This is a genomic window from Brevundimonas denitrificans (assembly GCF_030160755.1).
In the GTDB taxonomy this organism is placed as follows: Bacteria; Pseudomonadota; Alphaproteobacteria; order Caulobacterales; family Caulobacteraceae; genus Brevundimonas; species Brevundimonas denitrificans.
Genome location: NZ_BSOY01000059.1, coordinates 1 through 20,585, shown reverse-complemented (window position 1 = coordinate 20,585; position 20,585 = coordinate 1). Strand labels below are relative to the sequence as shown.

At 68.7% G+C, this 20,585-nt stretch carries 24 protein-coding genes and 2 tRNA genes; 18 read left to right on the top strand and 8 right to left on the bottom strand.

Features of this window, described 5'->3' with window-relative positions:
* Window positions 1-322: citrate/2-methylcitrate synthase (locus QQJ79_RS11935; protein WP_284223158.1), on the top strand; the 322-nt coding region annotated here is incomplete at its 5' end.
* Between the two features lie 25 nt (window positions 323-347).
* Window positions 348-1,205 carry an undecaprenyl-diphosphate phosphatase gene (locus QQJ79_RS11930; RefSeq protein WP_284223157.1) on the top strand — a complete coding sequence of 286 codons (858 nt, stop codon included), beginning with the start codon at window positions 348-350 and terminating at the stop codon, window positions 1,203-1,205.
* A gap of 4 nt (window positions 1,206-1,209) precedes the next feature.
* On the opposite strand, the gene QQJ79_RS11925 is transcribed toward QQJ79_RS11930, so the two are convergent.
* Window positions 1,210-2,181 (bottom strand): complex I NDUFA9 subunit family protein, encoded by a 972-nt coding sequence (locus tag QQJ79_RS11925; RefSeq protein WP_284223156.1) that lies wholly within the window; start codon window positions 2,179-2,181, stop codon window positions 1,210-1,212.
* A gap of 175 nt (window positions 2,182-2,356) precedes the next feature.
* Between QQJ79_RS11925 and QQJ79_RS11920 the strand changes: the two genes are divergently transcribed.
* The 5 genes from QQJ79_RS11920 to lptB all read left to right on the top strand — a co-directional run bounded on the left by QQJ79_RS11920 (window position 2,357) and on the right by lptB (window position 5,264).
* Window positions 2,357-2,443: transfer RNA gene (locus tag QQJ79_RS11920), tRNA-Leu, on the top strand.
* 236 nt (window positions 2,444-2,679) lie between these two features.
* Window positions 2,680-3,294 (top strand): ribonuclease D, encoded by a 615-nt coding sequence (locus tag QQJ79_RS11915; RefSeq protein WP_284223155.1) that lies wholly within the window; start codon window positions 2,680-2,682, stop codon window positions 3,292-3,294.
* Entirely contained in the window at window positions 3,294-3,950 is a 657-nt protein-coding gene (gene lptC / locus QQJ79_RS11910) for an LPS export ABC transporter periplasmic protein LptC (protein ID WP_284223154.1), read from the top strand. The genes QQJ79_RS11915 and lptC overlap by 1 nt, the downstream gene beginning before the upstream one ends.
* Before the next feature lie 2 nt (window positions 3,951-3,952).
* Window positions 3,953-4,450, top strand: a complete 498-nt coding sequence (locus QQJ79_RS11905) for an LptA/OstA family protein (RefSeq protein ID WP_284223153.1) — start codon at window positions 3,953-3,955, stop codon at window positions 4,448-4,450.
* A 52-nt stretch (window positions 4,451-4,502) separates the two neighbouring features.
* Window positions 4,503-5,264: an LPS export ABC transporter ATP-binding protein gene (gene lptB / locus QQJ79_RS11900; RefSeq protein ID WP_284223152.1), complete on the top strand. Its 762-nt coding sequence runs from the start codon at window positions 4,503-4,505 to the stop codon at window positions 5,262-5,264.
* Window positions 5,265-5,274: 10 nt separating this feature from the next.
* On the opposite strand, the gene QQJ79_RS11895 is transcribed toward lptB, so the two are convergent.
* The gene (locus QQJ79_RS11895; RefSeq protein ID WP_284223151.1) at window positions 5,275-6,603 is read right to left on the bottom strand and encodes a S41 family peptidase; all 1,329 of its coding nucleotides are present in this window, start codon (window positions 6,601-6,603) and stop codon (window positions 5,275-5,277) included.
* Window positions 6,604-6,723: 120 nt separating this feature from the next.
* Here QQJ79_RS11895 and QQJ79_RS11890 point away from each other — a divergent pair, with 120 nt between their 5' ends.
* On the top strand, window positions 6,724-7,389 hold the full coding sequence (locus QQJ79_RS11890; RefSeq protein WP_284223150.1) for a GntR family transcriptional regulator: 666 nt from the start codon (window positions 6,724-6,726) through the stop codon (window positions 7,387-7,389).
* Here QQJ79_RS11890 and QQJ79_RS11885 read toward each other — a convergent pair.
* Window positions 7,361-8,656: a M20/M25/M40 family metallo-hydrolase gene (locus QQJ79_RS11885; RefSeq protein WP_284223149.1), complete on the bottom strand. Its 1,296-nt coding sequence runs from the start codon at window positions 8,654-8,656 to the stop codon at window positions 7,361-7,363. The two genes, QQJ79_RS11890 and QQJ79_RS11885, sit on opposite strands and share 29 nt — an antisense overlap.
* A 147-nt stretch (window positions 8,657-8,803) precedes the next feature.
* Between QQJ79_RS11885 and rpoN the strand changes: the two genes are divergently transcribed.
* The 3 genes from rpoN to ptsN all read left to right on the top strand — a co-directional run bounded on the left by rpoN (window position 8,804) and on the right by ptsN (window position 11,765).
* Window positions 8,804-10,321 (top strand): RNA polymerase factor sigma-54, encoded by a 1,518-nt coding sequence (rpoN, locus tag QQJ79_RS11880; RefSeq protein ID WP_284223148.1) that lies wholly within the window; start codon window positions 8,804-8,806, stop codon window positions 10,319-10,321.
* Between the two features lie 235 nt (window positions 10,322-10,556).
* Window positions 10,557-11,222, top strand: a complete 666-nt coding sequence (hpf, locus tag QQJ79_RS11875) for a ribosome hibernation-promoting factor, HPF/YfiA family (RefSeq protein WP_284223159.1) — start codon at window positions 10,557-10,559, stop codon at window positions 11,220-11,222.
* 75 nt (window positions 11,223-11,297) lie between these two features.
* On the top strand, window positions 11,298-11,765 hold the full coding sequence (ptsN, locus tag QQJ79_RS11870) for a PTS IIA-like nitrogen regulatory protein PtsN (protein ID WP_284223147.1): 468 nt from the start codon (window positions 11,298-11,300) through the stop codon (window positions 11,763-11,765).
* Window positions 11,766-11,792: 27 nt separating this feature from the next.
* Here ptsN and QQJ79_RS11865 read toward each other — a convergent pair whose 3' ends face one another.
* The 4 genes from QQJ79_RS11865 to QQJ79_RS11850 form a co-directional block, all read right to left on the bottom strand.
* Window positions 11,793-12,053 carry a DUF1150 family protein gene (locus QQJ79_RS11865; RefSeq protein ID WP_284223146.1) on the bottom strand — a complete coding sequence of 87 codons (261 nt, stop codon included), beginning with the start codon at window positions 12,051-12,053 and terminating at the stop codon, window positions 11,793-11,795.
* 85 nt (window positions 12,054-12,138) lie between these two features.
* Window positions 12,139-12,561: an Hsp20 family protein gene (locus QQJ79_RS11860; protein ID WP_284223145.1), complete on the bottom strand. Its 423-nt coding sequence runs from the start codon at window positions 12,559-12,561 to the stop codon at window positions 12,139-12,141.
* Between the two features lie 149 nt (window positions 12,562-12,710).
* Window positions 12,711-12,786, bottom strand: a tRNA-Ala gene (locus tag QQJ79_RS11855).
* 169 nt (window positions 12,787-12,955) lie between these two features.
* Window positions 12,956-13,417, bottom strand: a complete 462-nt coding sequence (locus QQJ79_RS11850; protein WP_284223144.1) for a TIGR02300 family protein — start codon at window positions 13,415-13,417, stop codon at window positions 12,956-12,958.
* A 126-nt stretch (window positions 13,418-13,543) separates the two neighbouring features.
* On the opposite strand from QQJ79_RS11850, the gene aroA reads away from it, so the two are divergent.
* From aroA to mscL, 5 genes are all read left to right on the top strand, one after another.
* The gene (gene aroA, locus QQJ79_RS11845) at window positions 13,544-14,860 is read left to right on the top strand and encodes a 3-phosphoshikimate 1-carboxyvinyltransferase (protein WP_431307598.1); all 1,317 of its coding nucleotides are present in this window, start codon (window positions 13,544-13,546) and stop codon (window positions 14,858-14,860) included.
* Window positions 14,857-15,507, top strand: coding sequence for a (d)CMP kinase (cmk, locus tag QQJ79_RS11840; protein ID WP_284223142.1), 651 nt, complete (start codon window positions 14,857-14,859; stop codon window positions 15,505-15,507). The genes aroA and cmk overlap by 4 nt, the downstream gene beginning before the upstream one ends.
* A 154-nt stretch (window positions 15,508-15,661) precedes the next feature.
* A complete protein-coding gene (rpsA, locus tag QQJ79_RS11835) occupies window positions 15,662-17,368 on the top strand; it encodes a 30S ribosomal protein S1 (protein WP_284223141.1) in 1,707 nt (568 codons plus the stop codon).
* 244 nt (window positions 17,369-17,612) lie between these two features.
* The gene (locus QQJ79_RS11830) at window positions 17,613-17,900 is read left to right on the top strand and encodes an integration host factor subunit beta (RefSeq protein ID WP_284223140.1); all 288 of its coding nucleotides are present in this window, start codon (window positions 17,613-17,615) and stop codon (window positions 17,898-17,900) included.
* A gap of 7 nt (window positions 17,901-17,907) precedes the next feature.
* On the top strand, window positions 17,908-18,327 hold the full coding sequence (mscL, locus tag QQJ79_RS11825; RefSeq protein ID WP_284223139.1) for a large-conductance mechanosensitive channel protein MscL: 420 nt from the start codon (window positions 17,908-17,910) through the stop codon (window positions 18,325-18,327).
* A gap of 7 nt (window positions 18,328-18,334) precedes the next feature.
* On the opposite strand, the gene QQJ79_RS11820 is transcribed toward mscL, so the two are convergent.
* Window positions 18,335-19,420, bottom strand: a complete 1,086-nt coding sequence (locus tag QQJ79_RS11820; protein ID WP_284223138.1) for an N-acetyltransferase — start codon at window positions 19,418-19,420, stop codon at window positions 18,335-18,337.
* 302 nt (window positions 19,421-19,722) lie between these two features.
* On the opposite strand from QQJ79_RS11820, the gene QQJ79_RS11815 reads away from it, so the two are divergent.
* On the top strand, window positions 19,723-20,289 hold the full coding sequence (locus QQJ79_RS11815) for a hypothetical protein (RefSeq protein ID WP_284223137.1): 567 nt from the start codon (window positions 19,723-19,725) through the stop codon (window positions 20,287-20,289).
* On the top strand, window positions 20,258-20,585 hold a 328-nt coding region (locus tag QQJ79_RS11810; RefSeq protein WP_488798463.1), incomplete at its 3' end, for a Y-family DNA polymerase. The genes QQJ79_RS11815 and QQJ79_RS11810, both read left to right, overlap by 32 nt.

Sequence of the window (20,585 nt, the reverse complement as noted above, 5' to 3'; positions counted from 1 at the left end):
CGGCGGGCTGGCGGGCTTCGGCAGCGTCGACTATCCGGCCGGCGATCCGCGGGCCGTCGCCCTGCTGGGCGCGGCCGACCTGCCGACCGACCTGTCACGGGCGGTGCAGGAGGGCGAGGCGGCGACCGGACGGCCGGCGAATTTCAACCTGGCGCTGGCGGTCGTCGCCCGGCGTCTGGAACTGCCGCGGGACGCCGCCGGCGACCTGCTGTTGCTGGGCCGGCTGGCCGGCCTGCTGGGCCATGCGCTGGATCAGGCGACGAATGGCTCGCCTATCCGGGCGCGGCTGCGCTATGTGGGACCCGAACCGGGCGCGCATTGACGGCCCTTAGTCTTCGGGGGCGCGCGTGGCGGACTGGATTGCGGCGATCATTCTTGGGCTGGTCGAAGGCCTGACCGAATTCATCCCGGTGTCCTCGACAGGCCATCTTCTGCTGGCCAAGGAAGCCCTCGGGCTGTCCAACACGCCCTGGGACACCTTCATCGTCATGATCCAGCTGGGCGCCATCCTGGCGGTCGTGGCGGTCTATTTCGCCCGCCTGTGGAAGGTGTTGCTGGGCCTGCCCGGCAAGGATCCCGCAGCACGGCGTTTCGCGGTTTCGGTTCTGCTGGCCTTCTTCCCCTCCGCGGTGCTGGGGTTGCTGTTCCACGACTTCATCAAGGACGTGCTGTTCAACACCACCATCGTCTGCGTCACGCTGATTGTCGGCGGGATCGCCCTGATCGTGCTGGAACGCTGGTCGGACGCCGGCACCATGGGCCTGCGGCGCGTGGTCAGGAACGGCGTGGAGACCCTCGAGCAGCGCGAGCTGACCGAGGATGCGATGAAGCTGTCATGGAAGACGGCGCTGGGCATCGGCCTGTGGCAGTGCCTGTCCATCATTCCGGGCGTGTCGCGCAGCGGCGCGACCATCGTCGGCGGCCTGCTGCTGGGCGTCGACAAGAGGTCGGCGGCCGAGTTCTCGTTCTTTCTGGCCATCCCGACCATGGTCGGGGCTTTCGCCCTCGACTTCTGGGAGAGCCGGGAGATGATCACGGGCGACGTCGCCGGCCTGATCGCGATCGGTTTCGTGGTGTCCTTCATCAGCGGCCTGTTCGTGGTCCGCTTCCTGGTGGATTTCGTCGGCCGCTACGGCTTCGCCCCGTTCTCGGCGTGGCGCATCCTGGTCGGAATCGTGGGTCTGCTGGCGATCTGGCTCTATTGACCCGTCAGACCGCCGGCGCCTCGGCGAACTGCCCCCCGCGCCGATAGCGCCAGAGGTAGGACGGGGCGATGGCCTCGATGCCGGTGGGCTCGATGCCCAGCTCGGCCAAACCCTCGGCCCCGTCGGCGACGACGTTGTCGCTCTCCAGCAGCACCACCTGGTCCCGGGTCAGCACAGGCGCGATGCCGACCATGGCGGTCAGCTGGGCCAGGGAGCCGATGGCGCGCGCCGCGAAGAACGGCAGGGGGATGAGACCGAAATTCCGATAGGTCTCGCGCCGGATCAGCTTCAGCACGTCCTCGAAGGTCATGACCGCCGGCCCGCCCAGTTCGAAGGTGCGGCCTGCGGCCTCCGGCGCGACGGTGGCCCGGGCGATGGCCTCGGCGACGTCAGCGACATAGACCGGCTGGAATTTCGTCTGGCCGCCGCCGATCAGCGGCAGGGCCGGGGCCATGGAGGCCAGGGCGGCGAACCGGTTGAGGAAGTCGTCGCCGGCGCCGAAGACGATCGAAGGGCGGATCACTACCGCGTCCGGCTTGACCTCGCGCACGGCCATTTCGGCTGCGGCCTTGGACAGGGCGTAGTCGGAGCGGCTCTCCGGGCTGGCGCCGATGGCCGAGATCTGAACCAGCCGGCCGACGCCGCCCGCGGCGCAGGCCTCGGCGATGTTGCGCGAGGCCTCGACGTGCAGGGCGTGGAAGGTGCGGCGGCCCGATTCGTACAGGATGCCGACCAGATTGATCGCCGCATCCGCGCCGCGCAGGGCGGCGTCGACGTCCTCCCGCCGGGTCACATCGCAGCGGACGGACTGGAGTTGGCCGACCGAGCCCGAGGTCTGGAGCTTCCAGGCCCGGTCAGGACGGCGGCAGGCGATCCGCACGCGCCAGCCGCGCCGGGCCAGCGCCTGCACCACCTGGCTGCCGACGAAACCGGAGCCGCCGAAGACGGTGACAAGGCCGGGGGCGACTTCGTTCATGACAGGCTCCGAAAGGCGACGGCGCGAGGACGGAAAAGCCTCGACGCGCCGGGGATTAGACGATGGCCGCGGCCCTCGCAACGCAAAGGCCGCAAATCCCTGTTGACCGGCCCCGGACCCTGCCTTAAGGGTCCGCGCCTTCCGGGCGAAACGTGTGCAAGCGCGAAACGTCTGGGCCCAGGTGGCGGAATTGGTAGACGCGCTGGCTTCAGGTGCCAGTGATAGAAATGTCGTGGAGGTTCGAGTCCTCTCCTGGGCACCAATTTTCAGACGGCGTCGCACTTCGGTGCGGCGCCGTTTGTGTTTCGGGGCTGTGGCGAGTGATTAGTGGTTAGTGATTAGTGGTTGACTGCGGAACAGGCGGCGTCCGGGTGTCGCGACCCGTGAACCTGCGCCCGCCAATCACTAACCACTAACCACTAACCACTGACCACTCAGAGCCTGAGGGAGACATCCCCGCCGTCACACGCTAGGTGAGGGCCTGAAAGGGTTTCACGAATGACGGTGTTCCTCCACGAAGGCGACCTGCCCGACGACCTCGATCTGGGCCCCGAGGTCGCGATCGACTCCGAGACCATGGGCCTGCGCTTCCGCCGCGATCCGCTGTGCGTGGTGCAGCTGTCGGCCGGCGACGGCGACGCCCACGTCGTGCGCATGAACCGCCCGGGCTATGATTGCCCGAATCTCAAGCGGCTGCTGACCGATCCGAAGGTGCTCAAGCTGTTCCATTTCGGCCGTTTCGACATCGGCATGTTCCAGCTGCACCTCGGGGTCGAGACCCGCCCGGTCTATTGCACCAAGATCGCCTCGAAACTGGCCCGCACCTATACCGACCGCCACGGCCTGAAGGATGTGGTGCGCGAACTGGTCGGCGTCGACCTGTCCAAGGCCCAGCAGTCCAGCGACTGGGGCGCGGCCGAACTTTCGCCCGCCCAGCTGGAGTACGCCGCCTCGGACGTCCTCTACCTGCACGCCGCCAGGGCGCGGCTGGACGAGATGCTGGCGCGCGAGGGCCGGGCGGAACTGGCCCGCAAATGCTTCGACTTCCTGCCCACCCGCGCGGCGCTCGATCTCGCGGGCTGGGACGAGATGGACGTGTTCGCGCACACCTGATGACCGATCCCGCCGACAGCCACGCGCATCAGGACGAGGCCCGCGTCGCCGCGACGGCCAAGGCCTTCCGCGAGCGCTCGCGGCGGGTGCAGCTGCTGCGCCGCATCCTGCCGGTGGCGATCATCGTCCTGGCCGGGGGCACAATCAGCTGGATCGTCCTGCGCAGCGTCATGTCCGACGTCGAGCGCAAGGCCGGGACCAGCCGCGAGATCCGCCTCGATACGCTGAGATTCCACGGCCAGGACGCCGAGGGCCGCAGCTTCGTCATCGGGGCCAAGGGGGCCGTACGCGATCCGGACACGGGCCGCTATCGACTGGTCGGCCCGGCGTTGCGGCTGAACCTCGGCGGCCGCAAGGTGACCACCCTGACCGCCGACGGCGGGGTCTATGACGAGGCCGGCAAGACCGTGACCATCGGCCCCAATGTGCGGATTTCCGACGGCGGCTCGGGCTTTACGCTGGTGACGCCCGAGGCTGTGGTCGATACGGCGACCGGTATTGTGACCGGGAACAAGGGCGTCCAGGGTTCCGGCCCGCTTGGAACCATCAGCGCTTCGTCCTATGTGATCCGGGAACAGGGCGCGCGCATCGAATTCCGGGGCGCGGGCGAGAACAAGGTGCGCGGGACCATAAACCCTGCGAGGTCGAACGGATGAGCATGACCAGAACCCTGGGGATGGCGGCAGTCGTGTTGACGGTGCTGGCGATGCCGGCGACCGGCGGGGCGCAGACTGCGGCTCCGGCGGTGCAGGCCGGCGGGGGCGCGGTCTCCTTCGGCGCCGACGGCGGCGAATACACCTCCACCGGCATCGCCCTGCGTGGCCGGGCCGAAGTCGTTCAGGGCCAGAACCGCCTGCGCGCCGACTCCATCAACGGCACGATCGTCAGCGGCGACCTGACCCGGGTCGAGGCGTCCGGAAACGTCTATTTCGTCACCCCGGATCAGACCATTCGCGGTGACCGGGCGGTCTATACCTTCGCCACGGACGAGGTGGTGGTGACCGGCGATGTCATCCTGACCCAGGGGCAGAATGTCCTGACCGGCGGGCGGCTGGTGTACAACACCCGCACGGAATCGGCCCGTATGGAAGGCGGCGCAGGATCGAGCGGCGGCCGTATTCGTGGCGTCTTCTATCCCGAACGCAGCGGGAACTGAGCCCCCGGGCCCGGTCTGACCATTGGCGCGCAAGGAACTCTCAGCCCTCAATGTGATCGAAACCCCGGCGACCCCGGTGGTTGAGCCCGCACGGCCGACCGGTCTGCGGGTCGAGCACATCGCGCGATCGTTCGGCCAGCGGCAGGTGGTGCGCGACGTCTCCCTGCACGTCGAGCGCGGCCAGGTGGCGGGCCTGCTGGGTCCCAACGGGGCCGGCAAGACCACCTGTTTCTACATGATCACAGGCCTGATCCCGCCGGACAGCGGCACGATCTGGCTGGACGGCGAGGACATCACGGCCCAGCCGATGTACCAGCGCGCCCGCATGGGCCTGGGCTATCTGGCGCAGGAGGCCTCGATCTTCCGCGGCATGACGGTCGAGCACAATGTCATGGCCGTGGTCGAGCTTCACCACACCGGCCGCGCCGCCATCGCCGAGGAGACCAGCCGCCTGCTGGAAGAACTCCGCATCGACCATCTGCGCCACGCCCCGGCCTCGGGCCTGTCGGGCGGCGAGCGGCGGCGCTGCGAGATCGCCCGGGCCCTGGCGGGCAAGCCCAGCTTCATGCTGCTGGACGAACCCTTCGCCGGCATCGACCCGCTGGCCATCGCCGACATCCGTCAGGTCATCCGCTATCTGGCGGGGCAGGGCATCGGCGTGCTGATCACCGACCACAATGTGCGCGAGACGCTGGAGATCATCGACCACGCCTCGATCATCTCGGGCGGTTCGGTCCTGTTCGAGGGCAAGGCCGAGGACGTCATCCGTGATCCGGAAGTGCGCCGGGTCTATCTGGGCGACATGTACGGCTGAGGGTCGGCCTCTACCGCCGGTACTGCGTCGACCAGGCCGGATCGAGCCTCAGCACCTCAAGCACATCAGGCGTGATCCGGACCCGGAGCGTGTCATTGTCGATGGCCTGAAACAGGCCGTCCCGGTTCATCGCTGAAAGCCTGTTCGGCGGACGATCGGGGCGGTGCAGCCAGAGGGCGTGATCCCTGAAGCGGATCGACGCCTCGCCATAGGTCCCCGCGAAAGCCCTCAGCGCCCGGTCGTCCAACGTCACGGGGTTCAGGGCCGCCTCCAGCGCGGGTCTCGACCACAGCAGTTGGTAGCGCGGCACGCCGTCGGGCGTTGTCGGCAGCAACCGATCGATGGCCCGCAGCTGGGCGATTTCGAGCGCCTGCGCCGGGTCCGCCTCAACCGTCGGCGCGACGCCGGCGCCTTCCCAGTCGGTCCCGCTGATCGGCTGGACCGTGCGGCCGGTCGAGACGCTGAGGCGGAAACCCGGCGCCACGGCGAAGTCGTCGGAGATGTTGGCGGCGCCTTCGGTCCGCGCGCCGATCAGTTCGCCCAGCCGGTATTGCTGGAAGGTGTAGGCGACCATCTCGGCCGCCGACCGGGACCGGCCGTCGATCAGGATATAGATCGGCGGCCCCTGTATCCGCCCCGAGGGCAGATAGTCCGCCGCCCGGTACTGAGTGGTCTCGCCGTTCGGACGGTGGAAGGTGGCGATCAGCGCATCGGCGTCGACAAAATGGCTGATCAGATATTTGGACGCCTGTATCCAGCCGCCGCCATTGCCCCGCAGGTCGATGATGATCGCCCGCCCGCCCTTCAGGAACCGCATCGCCCCGTCATAGGCCGGCCCGGTCTCGTCCTCGACCCATGGGAATCCTTCGATCCGCAGATAGCGGATGTTGCCGGGCAGGATCCGCATCTCCGCGAGGCCGTGATTGGTGTGTCGCGCGATCTCGGCCTCGATCGCGATCTGTCGTGCGTCCTCTCCGGGCTCGGCCGGCAGCCTCGCCGAGGCGAACCAGGCGGGGTCGTATTGAAGGTAGAGGTGGGTGTCGCGGGTCGCCGCTGTCAGGTCTTCGGTCACGCGCTCGGCGAAGACGACGGGGTCAGCGGTATCGTATCGGCCCTGCGCGGCGGCGGCGGCGAGTCGGTCGATGGCCGGGCCGCGCCGTTCGGGAAAGACATAGGTGGTTCCGATCTCGGCCTTGATGCGTTCAAGCGCCGCGGTGCGATCCCCGGCGGCGAGCGGAGGCGTCTGGGCGAGGGCGGACGAGGGGCCGCCCAGAGGCGCGCAGGCGAGCAGGCCGGTCAGGGCCGACAGCAGGATGAGGCGGTCGATCGGTCCAGCCATGGCGAAAACTCCCAAACGCACGCTGTTGGAAAGTGGCTTACCGCAAGAAATATTGTTGGACAATCCAATTAAATACAGCCTTCGCCTTGGACAATCCAGCCCAGGTGCTATCCTGCCGCCATGACGCTTTCGGACCACAGGGCCACGATCACCCAGCGGCTGGCCGTACAGCTCAGCGAACGGATTTTCGCCGGCGCCTATGCGCCCGGCACGCCGCTGCGCGAAAGCGAGTTGGCGTTGCGCTATGAGGTGTCCCGCCACGTCATCCGTGAGGTTTTGCGCACCCTCGCCGCCGATGGTCTGGTCGATTACGCCTCGTTCCGCGGTGCGCGCGTGCCGGTTCTGACCGAGGCCGACGCCCGCGACATCTATCGCGCCCGCCGCATGGTGGAATCCGGCCCCGAGGCCATGTCCGCGCTGCCGGATCGCAAGGCCATCGCCCGGATACATCGCGAATTCTCGGCGGCGGTGAAGGCGGCGGATTTCGCTCGCGCCTTCGAACTCGACGTCGCCTTCCATACGGAGATCCTCGCCGCCTCGGGCAGCCCGCGCGCCTCAGCCTGGCTGGCCGGCCTGTTGCAGGCCCTGAGGCTGGCGCATCTGGTCGCGCCCTCGTTCAACCGGCAGGCCTTTATCGCCAGCGTCGCCCAGCACGGCGCGATCGTCGAGGCGATCGAGGCCGGCGACGCCGAGGGCGCGCGTCAGGCGATGAAGCGCCACCTTGATGCGGCCGAAGCCTCGCTGATCGAGGACATGGCTACTCCGCGCCCAGACTCAGCCTCGTGATCAGCACCGCCGCCCGCTGGGCCTGGCGCACCAGACTGTCCAGATCGACCCATTCGCCGTCGGCGTGCGCATTGCCCCCGGCGACGCCCAGCCCGCCCAGGGTGTCGACGTCCTGGGCCACGAAGCCGCTGTCGGCGGCGCCGCGGCGGGCGGGGTCGTACTCCGCCATCTCGGGCAGGCCGAGGTCGCGATTGACGGCGTTCAGGCGGGCCAGCAGGGCGCGGTTGCCCTCGCTCGGGGCCATGGGAGGATAGCCGTTTCCGGCGAAGACCAGCTCGGCGTCCGTGCGCGGCAGATGGGTCTCGACGATGGCCTGCATCCGCGCGCGGACGCGTTCGTCCTGTTCCAGCGTGAGGGTGCGCAGGTCGCCGCGGGCGATGGCGGTCGAGGCGACGATATTGGTCTTGCCCGAGGCTGTGACATTGAAGCCCTCGGCGTCGATGGCGGCGGGCGTGCCGCCGGCGACCACGCCGACATTATAGGTCAGGTTGGGCTCGGGCAGGTCGCGGCGGAAACCGTCGAGGATGCGGGCGAGCTCATAGATTGCGCCATAGCCGAGGGCGTCGTTGAACACGCCGCTGGAATGGCCGGTCCGGCCGCTCGTGGTCAGGGTCCAGTTGGTCGAGCTGCGGCGGGCGATGGTGCCGAACTCCGCCCCGTCGTCGACGGCCAGGTTCTCGAACTCCAGGGCGAAGGCCGCCGCTTGTCCGGCGGCGACCAGGTCCCGCCGGGCGACGGAGCCCGGCGATCCGATCCGCTCCTCGTCCCCGGTCAGGACCACGGTCACATTGGCGTCGTCCAGCGTCCCCGCCGCCTGCATGGCGCGCAGGGCGGCGATGATGACGACAATTCCGCCCTTGTCGTCGCCGATGCCCGGTCCGACCGCGCGCGCGCCGTCTCGCTCGAAGCGCTGGAATGGGTTGTCGGCCTCGAACACCGTGTCGAGGTGGCCGATCAGCAGGATGTTGCGGCCCCGGCCCGCACGCGTGGCGATCAGGTGGCCGGCGCGGCCGGTTTCGGCCATGTCGACCCAGCGGACCTCAAAGCCCAGCGGCTCCAGCTCGGCCCGCGCCATATCGCCGACGATCCGCACCCCGGGCAGGTTCAGCGTGCCGCTGTTCTGGTTCACCAGACGCTCCAGCAGGGCGATGTGGCGGTCGTGTTCGGCGACGACCGTCTGCATCATCGTCTGCTCGGTCGGGCTCGGCTGCGCGATGGCGGCGGCAGGCGCGAGAAGAAGCAGCATGGCGGCAAGGATCAGGCGCATCGGGGCTCTCGCTCGGGACGGACGATCCCGACAGGGGAGCAAAGCGCGGGCGGCAGGTCCAGCGGTTTAGAACGCCGTTAACCGCTTGGGCCACAAGGTGGCCGCAGCAAGTTTCGGGCCACGCCCGGGTGCAGGGGAAAAAGAACGGTGCTCGGACAGAGGCTGGAGATACGGCAGGGCCAGGGGCTGGTCATCACGCCCCAGCTGCAGCAGGCGATCAAGCTGCTGCAACTGTCGAACCTCGAGCTGGACGCCTTCGTCGAGGCCGAGCTGGAGCGCAATCCGCTGCTGCAGCGCGAGGACGCTGAACCCGGCGGAGAGATCGAGGCGCCCGCCGCCGCTGAAAACCACGACGCCGCCGAAATGACCTTCGACGAGGGCCGGGTGGCGGACGCGGACCGGACGCTCGACGCCCGTTCCGACGACGTCTACGGCGACGCCAGCCCCGGCGAACGCACTTCGGACCGGATGGAGGATGTGGGCGTCGGCGAGGCCCAGGTCGGGCTCAACGACTGGTCGCGCGCCGGCTCGGGCGGCGGCCTGCCCGACGGCGAGGGGCGCGAACAGCCCGACAGCCGGGAAATGACCCTGTGGGAGCATCTGCAGGCCCAGGCGTCGCAGGCGGCCTTTTCCCCGTCCGACCACGCCATCGCCCTGACCCTGATCGATTCCGTCGACGAGGGCGGCTATCTGCGCGGCGAACTGGCCGAGATCGCCGACAGACTGGGGATCACCCTCGAGCGGGTCGAGGCGGTGCTGGCGGTCTGTCACGGGTTTGAACCGACGGGCGTCATGGCCCGGTCGGTGCCGGAGTGCCTGAAGCTGCAGCTGGTCGAGCGCAACCGGTTCGACCCGGCCATGGATTGCATGCTGGCCAATCTGGATCTGCTGGCCAAACGGGATCTGTCGGGGCTGCGAAAGGCCTGCGGGGTCGACGCCGAGGACATGGCCGAGATGATCGCCGAGCTGAAGGCGCTGACGCCCCGACCGGGCGCGGGCTTCGGCGGCGAGCCGGCCCAGACGGTCATCCCGGACGTCCATGTCCGCGCCGATCCGGCCGGCGGCTGGAAGATCGAGCTGAACGCCGACACCCTGCCGCGCCTGATCATGGACAAGCGCTATCATGGCGTGGTGGCGGCCGGTTCGCGCTCGGACGTGGAGAAGACCTTCGTCGCCGAATGCGCCGCCCAGGCCAGCTGGCTGGTCAAATCGCTGGATCAGCGGGCGAAGACCATTCTGAAGGTGTCGTCCGAGATCGTGCGCCAGCAGGACGCCTTCCTGGCCTTCGGCGTGGAATTCCTGCGGCCGTTGAACCTGAAGACCGTGGCCGACGCCATCGGCATGCATGAGTCGACGGTCTCGCGGGTCACCTCGAACAAATACGTCTCGACCCCGCGTGGCGTATTCGAGCTGAAATTCTTCTTCACCGCGGCGATCCAGTCCTCGGACGGCGGCGCGACCCATTCGGCCGAGGCCGTGCGTCACCGGATCAAGGCCATGATCGACGGCGAGGGCCGGGACGGCGACGTGCTCAGCGACGACCGGATCGTGGAGATCCTCAAGGAGACGGGCATCGATATCGCCCGCCGCACCGTGGCCAAATACCGCGAGGCGTTGCGGATACCGTCGTCGGTGGAACGGAAACGGATGCTCAAGACGGGTTAGGCGTTTTCGTTCTACCTCCCGGACGGCGAGGCGCAGCCGAGCCCGGGTGGGGAGCGCCAGTCCTCCACTGACGCCGCCCGGCTTCGCAATTCCCCACCCTGTCGTCGCTGCGCGCCGACATCCCTCCCCATGAAGGGGAGGGAGACCGCGTGGTCTTCCGTCGGCTGCGGCGAAGCGTCACCACATTTCGGTGATCGGCGTTGACACCAATCCCGTTCGGTCGCGTTCTATCGCTATGCAAATCCAAGTCAGCGGTAAGCACGTAGATGTCGGCGACGCGTTAGGCTCGCGCATTGCCCAGGAACTCGAAGACGGGATCGGCAAATATTTCGAACGAGGGGCGCAGGACGCCGAGGTCGTGGTGTCCAAGGACGGCTACGGCTTCAAGGTGGACTGCTGGGTTCGCCTCGCGTCCGGAGAGGCCATCGTCACCAGCGGATCGGGCGGCGACGCCCATGGAGCGTTCTCGGATTCGCTCGAGAAGCTTGAGAAGCGGGTCCGGCGCTACAAACGGCGGCTCAAGAACCATCACGCCGGCCCGCGCGGCCTTTCGCCCGAGAAGACCGAGAACGCCGCCCGCGAAGTGGCGTCGAGCATGGTTTTGCGCGATCCCGACAGCGTCGACGACGAGGCTTTCGGCGATGCCGGCGCCCCCGACGAAGCGCCGCCTGTGGGCATGGTCATCGCCGAGACCGAGCACGAGATTCGCACCCTGACCGTCGGTCGGGCGGTGCTGGAGCTGGATATGACCGGCTATCCGGTCGTGCTGTTCAGGAACGCCGCCCATGGCGGCCTTTCGGTGGTCTATCGCCGTCCCGACGGCAATGTGGGCTGGATTGACCCCGAGCGTACGGTGAAGTCGATCAATGGACACGGTTCGGTAAACGGTAGCGGCGTATAGTCTTCCCCAATCGAGGCGGGTGGTCTAAAGGGCCCCCGCCCATTCGGGATGTATGGGCAGAGTCGGGAACTCCTCATGGACATCGGTGAATTGCTGGCGGACGGCGGCGTCGTCCTGCGCAGCGGCGCCTCGTCAAAGCGTCAGGCCTTGCACACGGTGGCTGAAGCCGCCGCCCAGGCCCTTGGCACGCCGGAAAGCCGGATCATGGAGGCCTTGCTCGAGCGCGAGGCCCTGGGTTCGACGGGCCTCGGTTCGGGCGTCGCGGTGCCGCACGCCCGGCTTGAAGGCATCACCCGGGTGACGGCGGTGTTCGTGCGGCTGGAGACGCCCGTCGCCTATGGCGCGGTCGACGACCGGCCCGTGGACCTGTTGTTCGCCCTCTTCGCGCCGCCCCGCGACGGGGCCGAGCATCTGCGCGCCCTGGCCGCGGTCTCGCGGGCCCTGCGCTCGTCGGAGATGCGCGAGCAGCTGCGTCAGGCCCGCACCGCCGACGCGATCCGCGCCCTGTTCGTCAGGGACAGCCTACCCGCCAACGCGGCCTGACATTTTTGCTGCGCTATCGCCCCTGAATCAATGGACCGACACCGGCTCCAGCTCGTGGGCCACGGCGGCGGCGAAGGCGGCTTCGCGGTCCAACATGACGGCCAGACGTTCGCCGTCGGCGCCATGCACGGCGTAGAGGGTGGCTTCGGGATCGATCGTCAGTCCCTTGGCCTCCGTCACGGCGACGTCGGCCATGACATCCGAGGCCCGGATCTCGCGCACATAGACGAGGTCCGGCGCGCCGAGCCCCTTGAAATCTTCCTTGGTCATAATCGTGGTGGGCGTCATCGAGACCGCCTCCTTGTACTGAACTAACGCCCGGATCGGGCTTTGGGGTCCGGCCCCGAAGGCGGCGACCGGAAAAGTGCCGGCGTCAGCCGGTCGTGATGGGAATCCGTCGCACCGCGGGCAGGTCCTCGGGCCGGCTCAGGTCGACGTGCAGCAGGCCGTGCTCGAGTTGGGCCGCATCGACGTCCAGACCGTCGGCGAGGACGAAGCTGCGCACGAAGCCGCGACCGGCGATGCCGCGATGCAGAAAGGCCTGGTCGGCCTGGTCGGGCGCCGGCTCGCGCTTGCCGGCGATGGTCAGCTGGCGGCCTTCCAGGGTGATCATCAGGTCATCGGGGCCGAAGCCGGCGACGGCCAGGGAGATGCGCACCGAACGCTCGCCGCGCTGTTCGACATTGTAGGGGGGATAGCTGTCCGCCGCGGCGCGGGCGGCCCGGTCGATCAGGGCCCGGGTATGGTCGAAGCCGAGCAGGAACGGGCTGTCGAACAGGATGGTGCGCGTCGTCATCGTCTCTCGCCCCCGAAGCAGGCTTGCAGCCGTCTGCGCCCCCCGTCATCGGCGAGGCGTCGGCGAACACCTAGATGGGGCGGGATCGCGGAGAGATCAACGGGAGCCGGATGGGACGAAGGCCCCGCGGTTTCCCGCGGGGCCTTCGATGGTGGAGCTTAGCGGAGTCGAACCGCTGACCTCTTGCATGCCATGCAAGCGCTCTACCAGCTGAGCTAAAGCCCCGAACCTCGGGCCGGCTGGCCCTTTGGTCGGATCGCGTTGGGGGCCGGGAGGCCCTGCGGCGAGGCGGCGGAACCTATGTCAGGGCCTGATCGCGATCAAGCCCGGTTCAGCCATTTATTTTCGTCTCCGCCGGACCGCTGAAAAACAGCCCGGCGGAGGATCGAAAAACCTATTCGTCGTCCTTGGGCGCCTTGATCTCGTCCTCGAACGCGTCGTCATCCTCGTCCTCGATGAAGGGGACGGAATCGTCGTCGTCATCGTCGGCCAGGACGTCGTCGTCCTCGACCGCCTCGCCCATGCCGGGCTCTTCGGTCGGATCGACGGGGGCGTCGTCGTCGTCGTCCGGCGTCAGGATGGGCTCGTGGCCTTCCTGATCGATCTCGGGCGTTGCGACCGCTTCTTCTTCCTCGTCCTCGTCGCCGTCGGCCTTCTTGTCCTTGACCTGATCCTCATCGGCGTCGTCGGCCGGGTAGCCGGCGGGACGGCCGCGGCGGTTGCGCAGCTTCAGCGCCTCCTCCGGATCGAAGTCGGTCGCGCATTTGGGGCAGTGGGCGGGGCGACGGCCCAGGTCGTAGAATTTGGCCTGGCAGTTCGGGCAGACCTGCTTCTGGCCCAGTTCGGGTTTGGCCACGGTGGAAAGACCTTTGGCGGGAGTGGGGAAATGGGGCGGCTCCCTTGCCACCCCCTGACGCCGCTGTCAAAAGCCATCTCCGCGCGCCCGCCCTTGCCGAGCCTTTCCGGAGACCGCCGGGTGTCGATTCCCGCCCATCTGACCGCCAGCCGCAGCCCCGCGCTGTCCGGCCGGGTGCGGGCTCCGGGCGACAAATCGATCTCCCACCGCGCCCTGATCCTGGGGGCCATGGCGACGGGCGTCACCGAGATCGAAGGCCTGCTGGAAGGCGACGACATCCTGGCCACCGCTCGGGCGGCTGAGGCCTTCGGCGCGACGGTCGAACGTCTGGGCGAGGGCCGGTGGCGGGTCACGGGTCAGGGCGGGTTCCAGCAGCCGACCGGGGTGATCGACTGCGGCAACGCCGGGACCGGGGTGCGTCTGCTCATGGGGGCGGCGGCGGGCTATCCGGTCACCGCGACGTTTGACGGCGACGCCAGCCTGCGGAAGCGGCCGATGAAGCGGGTGACCGGGCCGCTGGCCCGTATGGGCGCGCGGTTCGACTGGAAGGCCGTCGAGGACCGGCTGCCGGTCGCCGTGAGCGGCGGCGGCCTGACGGCCATCGACCATGTCCAGACTGTCGCCTCGGCCCAGATCAAGTCCGCCATCCTGCTGGCCGGAATCAATGCGAACGGGGTCACTACGGTGACCGAGGCCGAAGCCAGCCGCGACCACACCGAACGTATGATGAGAGCCTTCGGCGTCGAAGTCGGCGTCCTCCCGGACGGCGAGGGCTGGCGCGTCAGTCTCCGGGGCGGCCAGGCCCTGACCGGAACCTCCGTCGCCGTGCCCGGCGACCCTTCCTCCGCCGCCTTCCCTCTGGCGGCGGGCCTGATCGTTCCCGGCTCAGAGGTTACGGTCGAGGGCGTGATGCTGAACCCGCTGCGCACCGGGCTGTTCGAGACCTGGCGCGAGATGGGGGCCGACCTGGCCGTCTCGAACCGCCGCATGGCCGGCGGCGAGGAGCTCGGCGACGTCACCGCCCGGCATTCGACGCTGAGGGGCGTGGTCGTGCCGCCGGAACGCGCCGCCTCGATGATCGACGAATATTCGATCCTCGCGGCGACCGCCGCCTTCGCGGAGGGCGCCACGGTGATGCGAGGCATCGGCGAGATGCGGGTCAAGGAGAGCGATCGCATCGCCCTGATGGCGGCGGGGCTGACGGCGTGCGGCGTCCGGGTCGAGGAGGAGCCGGAGGGCTTCACCGTCTTCGGCGGCCCGGTGCGGGGCGGCGCGACCGTCGTCACCCACGGCGACCACCGGATCGCCATGAGCCATCTGGTACTGGGTCTGGCGGTCGAGGAAGCGGTCGCGGTCGACGAACCGGGCATGATCGCCACCAGCTTTCCCGGCTTTGTCGAGTTGATGCGCGGCCTCGGGGCCGATATCGCAGCGTCTGCATGACCGCACCCCTCATCATCGCCGTCGACGGACCCGCCGCCTCGGGCAAGGGCACCATCGCCGCCCGGTTGGCCCGGACGTATGGGCTGCCGCATCTGGATACAGGGCTGCTGTACCGCGCCGTCGGCGTCGGCGTGCTGGACGCGAGCGGCTCTCTGGACGACGAGGCCGCGGCCGTGGCTGTCGCTCGCGCCTTGAAGGCCGAAAGCCTGCAGGACGCCGACCGGCTGACCAGCGGCGAGGCGGGCGAGGCCGCCAGCCGGGTGGCGGGCTATCCGGGCGTGCGGGCCGCCCTGCTGGAATTCCAGCGCGCCTTCGCCGCCCAGCCCGGCGGGGCGGTGCTGGACGGGCGCGACATCGGCACCGTCATCGCGCCGGACGCCCCGGCCAAGCTGTTCATCACGGCCACGCCGGAGGTCCGGGCCAGGCGCCGCTGGAAGCAGCTGACCGGCCGCGGCGACGTCATCGCCTATGAGGACATGCTGGCCGACATCATGCGCCGGGACGAGCGGGACGCCGGCCGGGGCGCGGCCCCGATGGTGCAGGCCGAAGACGCCGTCTTGCTGGATACGACCGATATGGATATAGAGACCGCCTTCGATGCGGCCCGCCGTATCGTCGAGGCGGCGCGTGTCCGGAACGGTCTCTAGAGACCCCAAGGCAAATCCAGCGTGTCATCCTCGGCTTCCGCGGGCGTCCTGACCTTCAACGGCCTCGCATCCTGACGACCTGACCTCACGTTCCAACCACCTCGCGCGGGGCCCTTCGGTCGCGCGCCATAACCGTTAGAAATCCAACCACCGCATGACTGACACCAGCTTCTCTCCCTCGCGCGATGATTTCGCCGCGCTGCTCGACGAAACCCTTCAGGGCCGTGACCTCGGCGAAGGCCAGGTCGTTCACGGCCGCGTCGTCGGCATCGAAAAGGACATCCTGATCATCGACGTCGGTCTGAAGACCGAAGGCCGCATCCCGGCCCGCGAGTTCGGCATCGGCGAAGGCGCCGTCATTCCGAAGCTCGGCGACAATGTCGAAGTCTACCTCGAGCGCGTCGAGAACGCCCTGGGTGAAGCCGTCATCAGCCGCGACAAGGCCCGCCGCGAAGAAGCCTGGACCCGCCTGGAAGTCGTGTTCGCCGAAGGCCAGCCGGTCAACGGCGCCATCGTCGGCCGCGTCAAGGGCGGCTTCACCGTCGACCTCGGCGGCGCCTCGGCCTTCCTGCCGGGCTCGCAGGTCGACATCCGCCCGGTGCGCGACGTCGGCCCGCTGATGGGCAAGGAACAGCCCTTCGCCATCCTGAAAATGGACCGTCCGCGCGGCAATATCGTCGTCTCGCGTCGCGCCATCCTGGAAGAAGCCCGCGCCGAACAGCGCACCGAGCTGGTCGGCCAGCTGCAAGAGGGTGAAGTCCGCGAAGGCGTGGTCAAGAACATCACCGACTACGGCGCGTTCGTGGACCTGGGCGGCATCGACGGCCTGCTGCACGTCACCGACATGTCGTGGAAGCGCGTCTCGCACCCCTCGCAGGTCCTCGCCGTCGGCGACACCGTCAAGGTCCAGATCGTCAAGATCAACCCGGACACCCAGCGCATCAGCCTCGGCATGAAGCAGCTGCAGACCGATCCGTGGGACGGCGTGGAAGCCAAGTATCCGGTTGGCGCCAAGATGACCGGCCGCATCACCAACATCACCGACTACGGCGCGTTTGTTGAGCTGGAAGCCGGCGTTGAAGGCCTGGTCCACGTCTCGGAAATGTCCTGGACCAAGAAGAACGTCCACCCCGGCAAGATCGTCTCGACCTCGCAGGAAGTCGATGTGGTCGTGCTGGACGTCGACGCCTCCAAGCGCCGCATCTCGCTGGGCCTCAAGCAGGCCCAGGACAATCCGTGGGATGCCTTCGTCGCCGCCAACCCGATCGGCTCGACCGTCGAGGGCGAGGTCAAGAACGCCACCGAGTTCGGCCTGTTCATCGGCCTGGACAACGACATCGACGGCATGGTGCACCTGTCCGACCTGGACTGGAACGTCTCCGGTGAGGAAGCCATCCAGCGCTACCGCAAGGGCGAAACCGTCAAGGCCAAGGTGCTGGACGTCGACGTCGAGAAGGAACGCGTCTCGCTCGGCATCAAGCAGCTGGGCGGCGATCCGATGGAAGGCGATGTCTTCAAGAAGGGCCAGCAGATCACCGTCACCGTGACGGCGGTCGAGACCGGCGGCATCGAGGTCAAGTTCGGTGAAGAGGACGCTCCGGCGACCGCCTTCATCCGCAAGTCCGACCTGTCGCGCGACCGCGCCGAGCAGCGCACCGAGCGCTATTCGGTCGGCGACCGCGTCGACGCCATGGTCACCGGCATCGACAAGGCCTCGCGCCGCGTCTCGGTGTCGATCAAGGCCCTGGAAATGAAGGACGAGGCTTCGGCCATCGAACAGTTCGGTTCGTCCGACTCGGGCGCCTCGCTGGGCGACATCCTCGGCGCGGCCCTGCGCGAGAAGGCCGGCACGAAGGAATAGTCCCCTTCGTCATCGTGATACGGATCAGGCGGCCGGAGCAATCCGGCCGCCTTTTTCGTGGTCGGGCGCCGTACCGAATTGACGGTATCGCCCGCCATGGCGCCCGTTAACCGACATTTCCGCGCTGAATCCGTCGCGGGGCCTTTTTCCCCCGACAGGTGAGGGCTAGGGTGGGGTTGCATCCTGCGTTCGGATGCGCCCGTATGCGTCCCGAACGCGCGAAACAGGGCGGGGGCCTGGCCATATGATCAAGTCAGAGCTGATCGAGAAGCTCGCAGCCGAGAACACCCACCTCACCCACGCCGAGGTCGAGCGGGTGGTCAACATCGTCCTCGGGCGGATGGTGGACTCGCTCGGCGCGGGCGGTCGTGTCGAGCTCCGCGGCTTCGGCGCCTTTTCCGTGCGCGGCCGTCCGGCGCGGGCCGGGCGCAATCCCCGGACCGGCGAGACCGTCGACGTGCCCGCCAAGGCGGTGCCCTTCTTCAAGAGCGGCAAGGAGCTGCGCGAGCGGCTGAACGCCGGGGACGCCTGACGCCGCCATGGGAATGGTCGCCGAGTTCAAGGATTTCATCGCGCGCGGCAACGTCATCGATCTGGCCGTCGGCGTCATCATCGGCGCGTCCTTCGGCAAGATCGTCACCAGCCTGGTCGAACAGGTGGTCATGCCGCCGGTCGGACTGCTGCTGGGGAAGGTCGATTTCTCGAACCTCAAATGGGTGCTGTCGCCCGAGGATCCGGCCACCGAGGCGATCGAGGAAGTGGCCATCCAGTACGGCGCCTTCATCAACACCCTGATTCAGTTCGCCATTGTCGCCTTCGTCATCTTCCTGATGGTCAAGGGGATCAACCGGATGCGCCGCGAGAAGGCGGCCGAGCCTGAAGCGCCGGCCGCGCCGACCGCGACCGAGGCCCTGCTGGCCGAGATCCGCGACGAACTGAAGGCCCGGCCCCGGACCTAGAGGCCTTTCACGCGGCGGAAGCCGCCATGTGAGGCTCCGCAGGCGCGCGGACGGTTGCGCCCGCCCTGGCCGGCACGGGCCTCAGGCACATGGCGTAGTCGCCGTCGTAGGGGGTCGGCGACCACAGCGCCGGATCGGGACCGCCGTGCGCGAACCGCACATGACAATGGCCCCAGCCGCCCTCGCGCCGCGTGCGCCGGACATGGTCGCCGAGCCGTTCGAGCAAACGGGGACTGACCATCTGGATGCGCAGCTTGGCCGCGCCCATTTGCGCCGCGGCGCCCCTCAGGGCTTGCATCAGGGCCGGAATGGCCCCGGCGTCGTCGGCCAGGGCCTCAAGATCCAGGATTTCCAGAACCGGCGGCTCGAGGATGTTGGACTTGGCCATCATGGCCATGGCGTAGCCGGTGATCTCGGACCCGCGGTTGAAGGCGATCACCAGCGGCGGATCGGTCAGGTCCGGGTCGGCGAGCCGCCAGCGGAGGACCTCGGGACTCCGGTCGGCCAGCAGACGGCCTTCGGCGCGCAGGGCCGCCCAGAATTCCGCATATCTTGATTGATCCCGCAGGTCGCACAGCACCGAAACGCCCGGCGGCAAGGTCAGGCGGGGCCTGGCGGACAGACGGCTGTTCATCAGCCGCTCGCCCCAGCCGGACACGATATCGGGCGCCAGCCGGTGAGCGGCGCGATAAAACCGGCCGCAGGCGAGCGTCACGGGATTTATGATCCAGCTCAGTTTCAGCGCATGGGTCGGCTCGGGCCAAGGGTCCATGCCGTGGCGGACGTACAGGGGCTGGGACGTGCGGTTGGCGTTGAAGACCCAGGCGGCGAACAGGCCCGGCTGGCGGACGAAGGCGTCGAGCATGTCCCGGCTGGCCCCGCGAACCGGCGGGGTGACGATGATCGAGAAACCCGTCGCGCCATGCAGCGGCTGACCGTTCAGCCAGAATCGCTGGACCAGATTGCCGACATGCCCGGCCGGCTGGCCGTCCGGGCCGTCGACGACCCAGCCCGCGGGCGCGCCGGCGCTGACCCGCGCCGGATTGGCGTACAACCACCGCCAGCCGGCCAGCGACCTCTCCGGCCAACCCACATGGCGGTGCAACGCCTGGAGGGCTGGAAAGTCGGGTTCGGTTATGGATCGACAGATCATGCGGGCCAGCGTCTCTTTATGGAGCGAAGCCGCCCCACGAAGGGTTTCGACTGCATCGGTCGGGCCATTCAGACACGAAGACGTCACACCTTGATTCAGGTTTGACTCTCGCACGATTTGGAACAAAGAGTGAACAATCTGACCTCCGGACCCTTATGACCCCCGCTCACCCTCCCTCTTCAGACCCCTGGCCCGAGCGGCCCGCGCCGTTGGAGGAGGCGTGCGCGGGAGGGCCGCGCGACATGGCGGCCCTGCTGCTTTTCGCCCTGTCGCGACGGATCGGGGGCGACCGGCGGCCGGTGCTGGTGACCGCGCCCCGGGTCTGGTTCGCGGAGCATGGACGACCCTACGGACCCGGCGCGGCGGGAGTCCCGCTGATCCTCGCCCCGACCACGACGGCGGCCGAGGCGTTGTGGACCCTGGAACAGGCCCTGCGCTCCGGGGCCGTGGCCCTGGCCCTGGGGGCGGTGGACGGGGCGAGCCTGGCCCAGACGAGGCGCCTGGATTTCGCGGCGAAACAGGGCGAGACAGTCGGGCTGGTCCTGCCCCGACGGCTGGACGGGCTGAGCGCGGCGCGGCGCCGCTGGCGCATCTCGACCTTCGAAAGCGCGACGGACCCGGACGACCCCAGGGCCCCCGGCCCGGCGCGGCTGATCGCCGAACTGGTGCGGGGGCGGGGCGAACGGCCCGGGGCCTGGATGCTGGAGCAGGATGATGAGACGCATCGTCTCCGTCTGGCTGATCGACTGGCCGGTGACGGTCTGGCGGCGATCAGCCATGCGGGCGCGCCGTCCGGCCTCGCCGCCTGACCCCGCCCTTGATCCGCAGAACCCGTTCGCCCTGATCCTCAGGAACAGCCGGGGCGCGGCGGTCCTGTATGCGCTCAATCCGGCCGCGCGCCGGGCCGGCCTGCGCCGGGGCCAGACCCAGGCCGACGCCCGGGCCATGATCCCGCAGCTGATCTGCAGGCCCGCCGACCCCGAGGCCGACGCCCGCGCCCTGACGGCGCTGGCAGTCTGGGCCGAGCGCTGGTCGCCGTCGGTCAGCCTCGATCCGGGCCGGGACGGTCTTGGGGGGGAGGGGCTGGAGGGCCTGTTCCTCGACG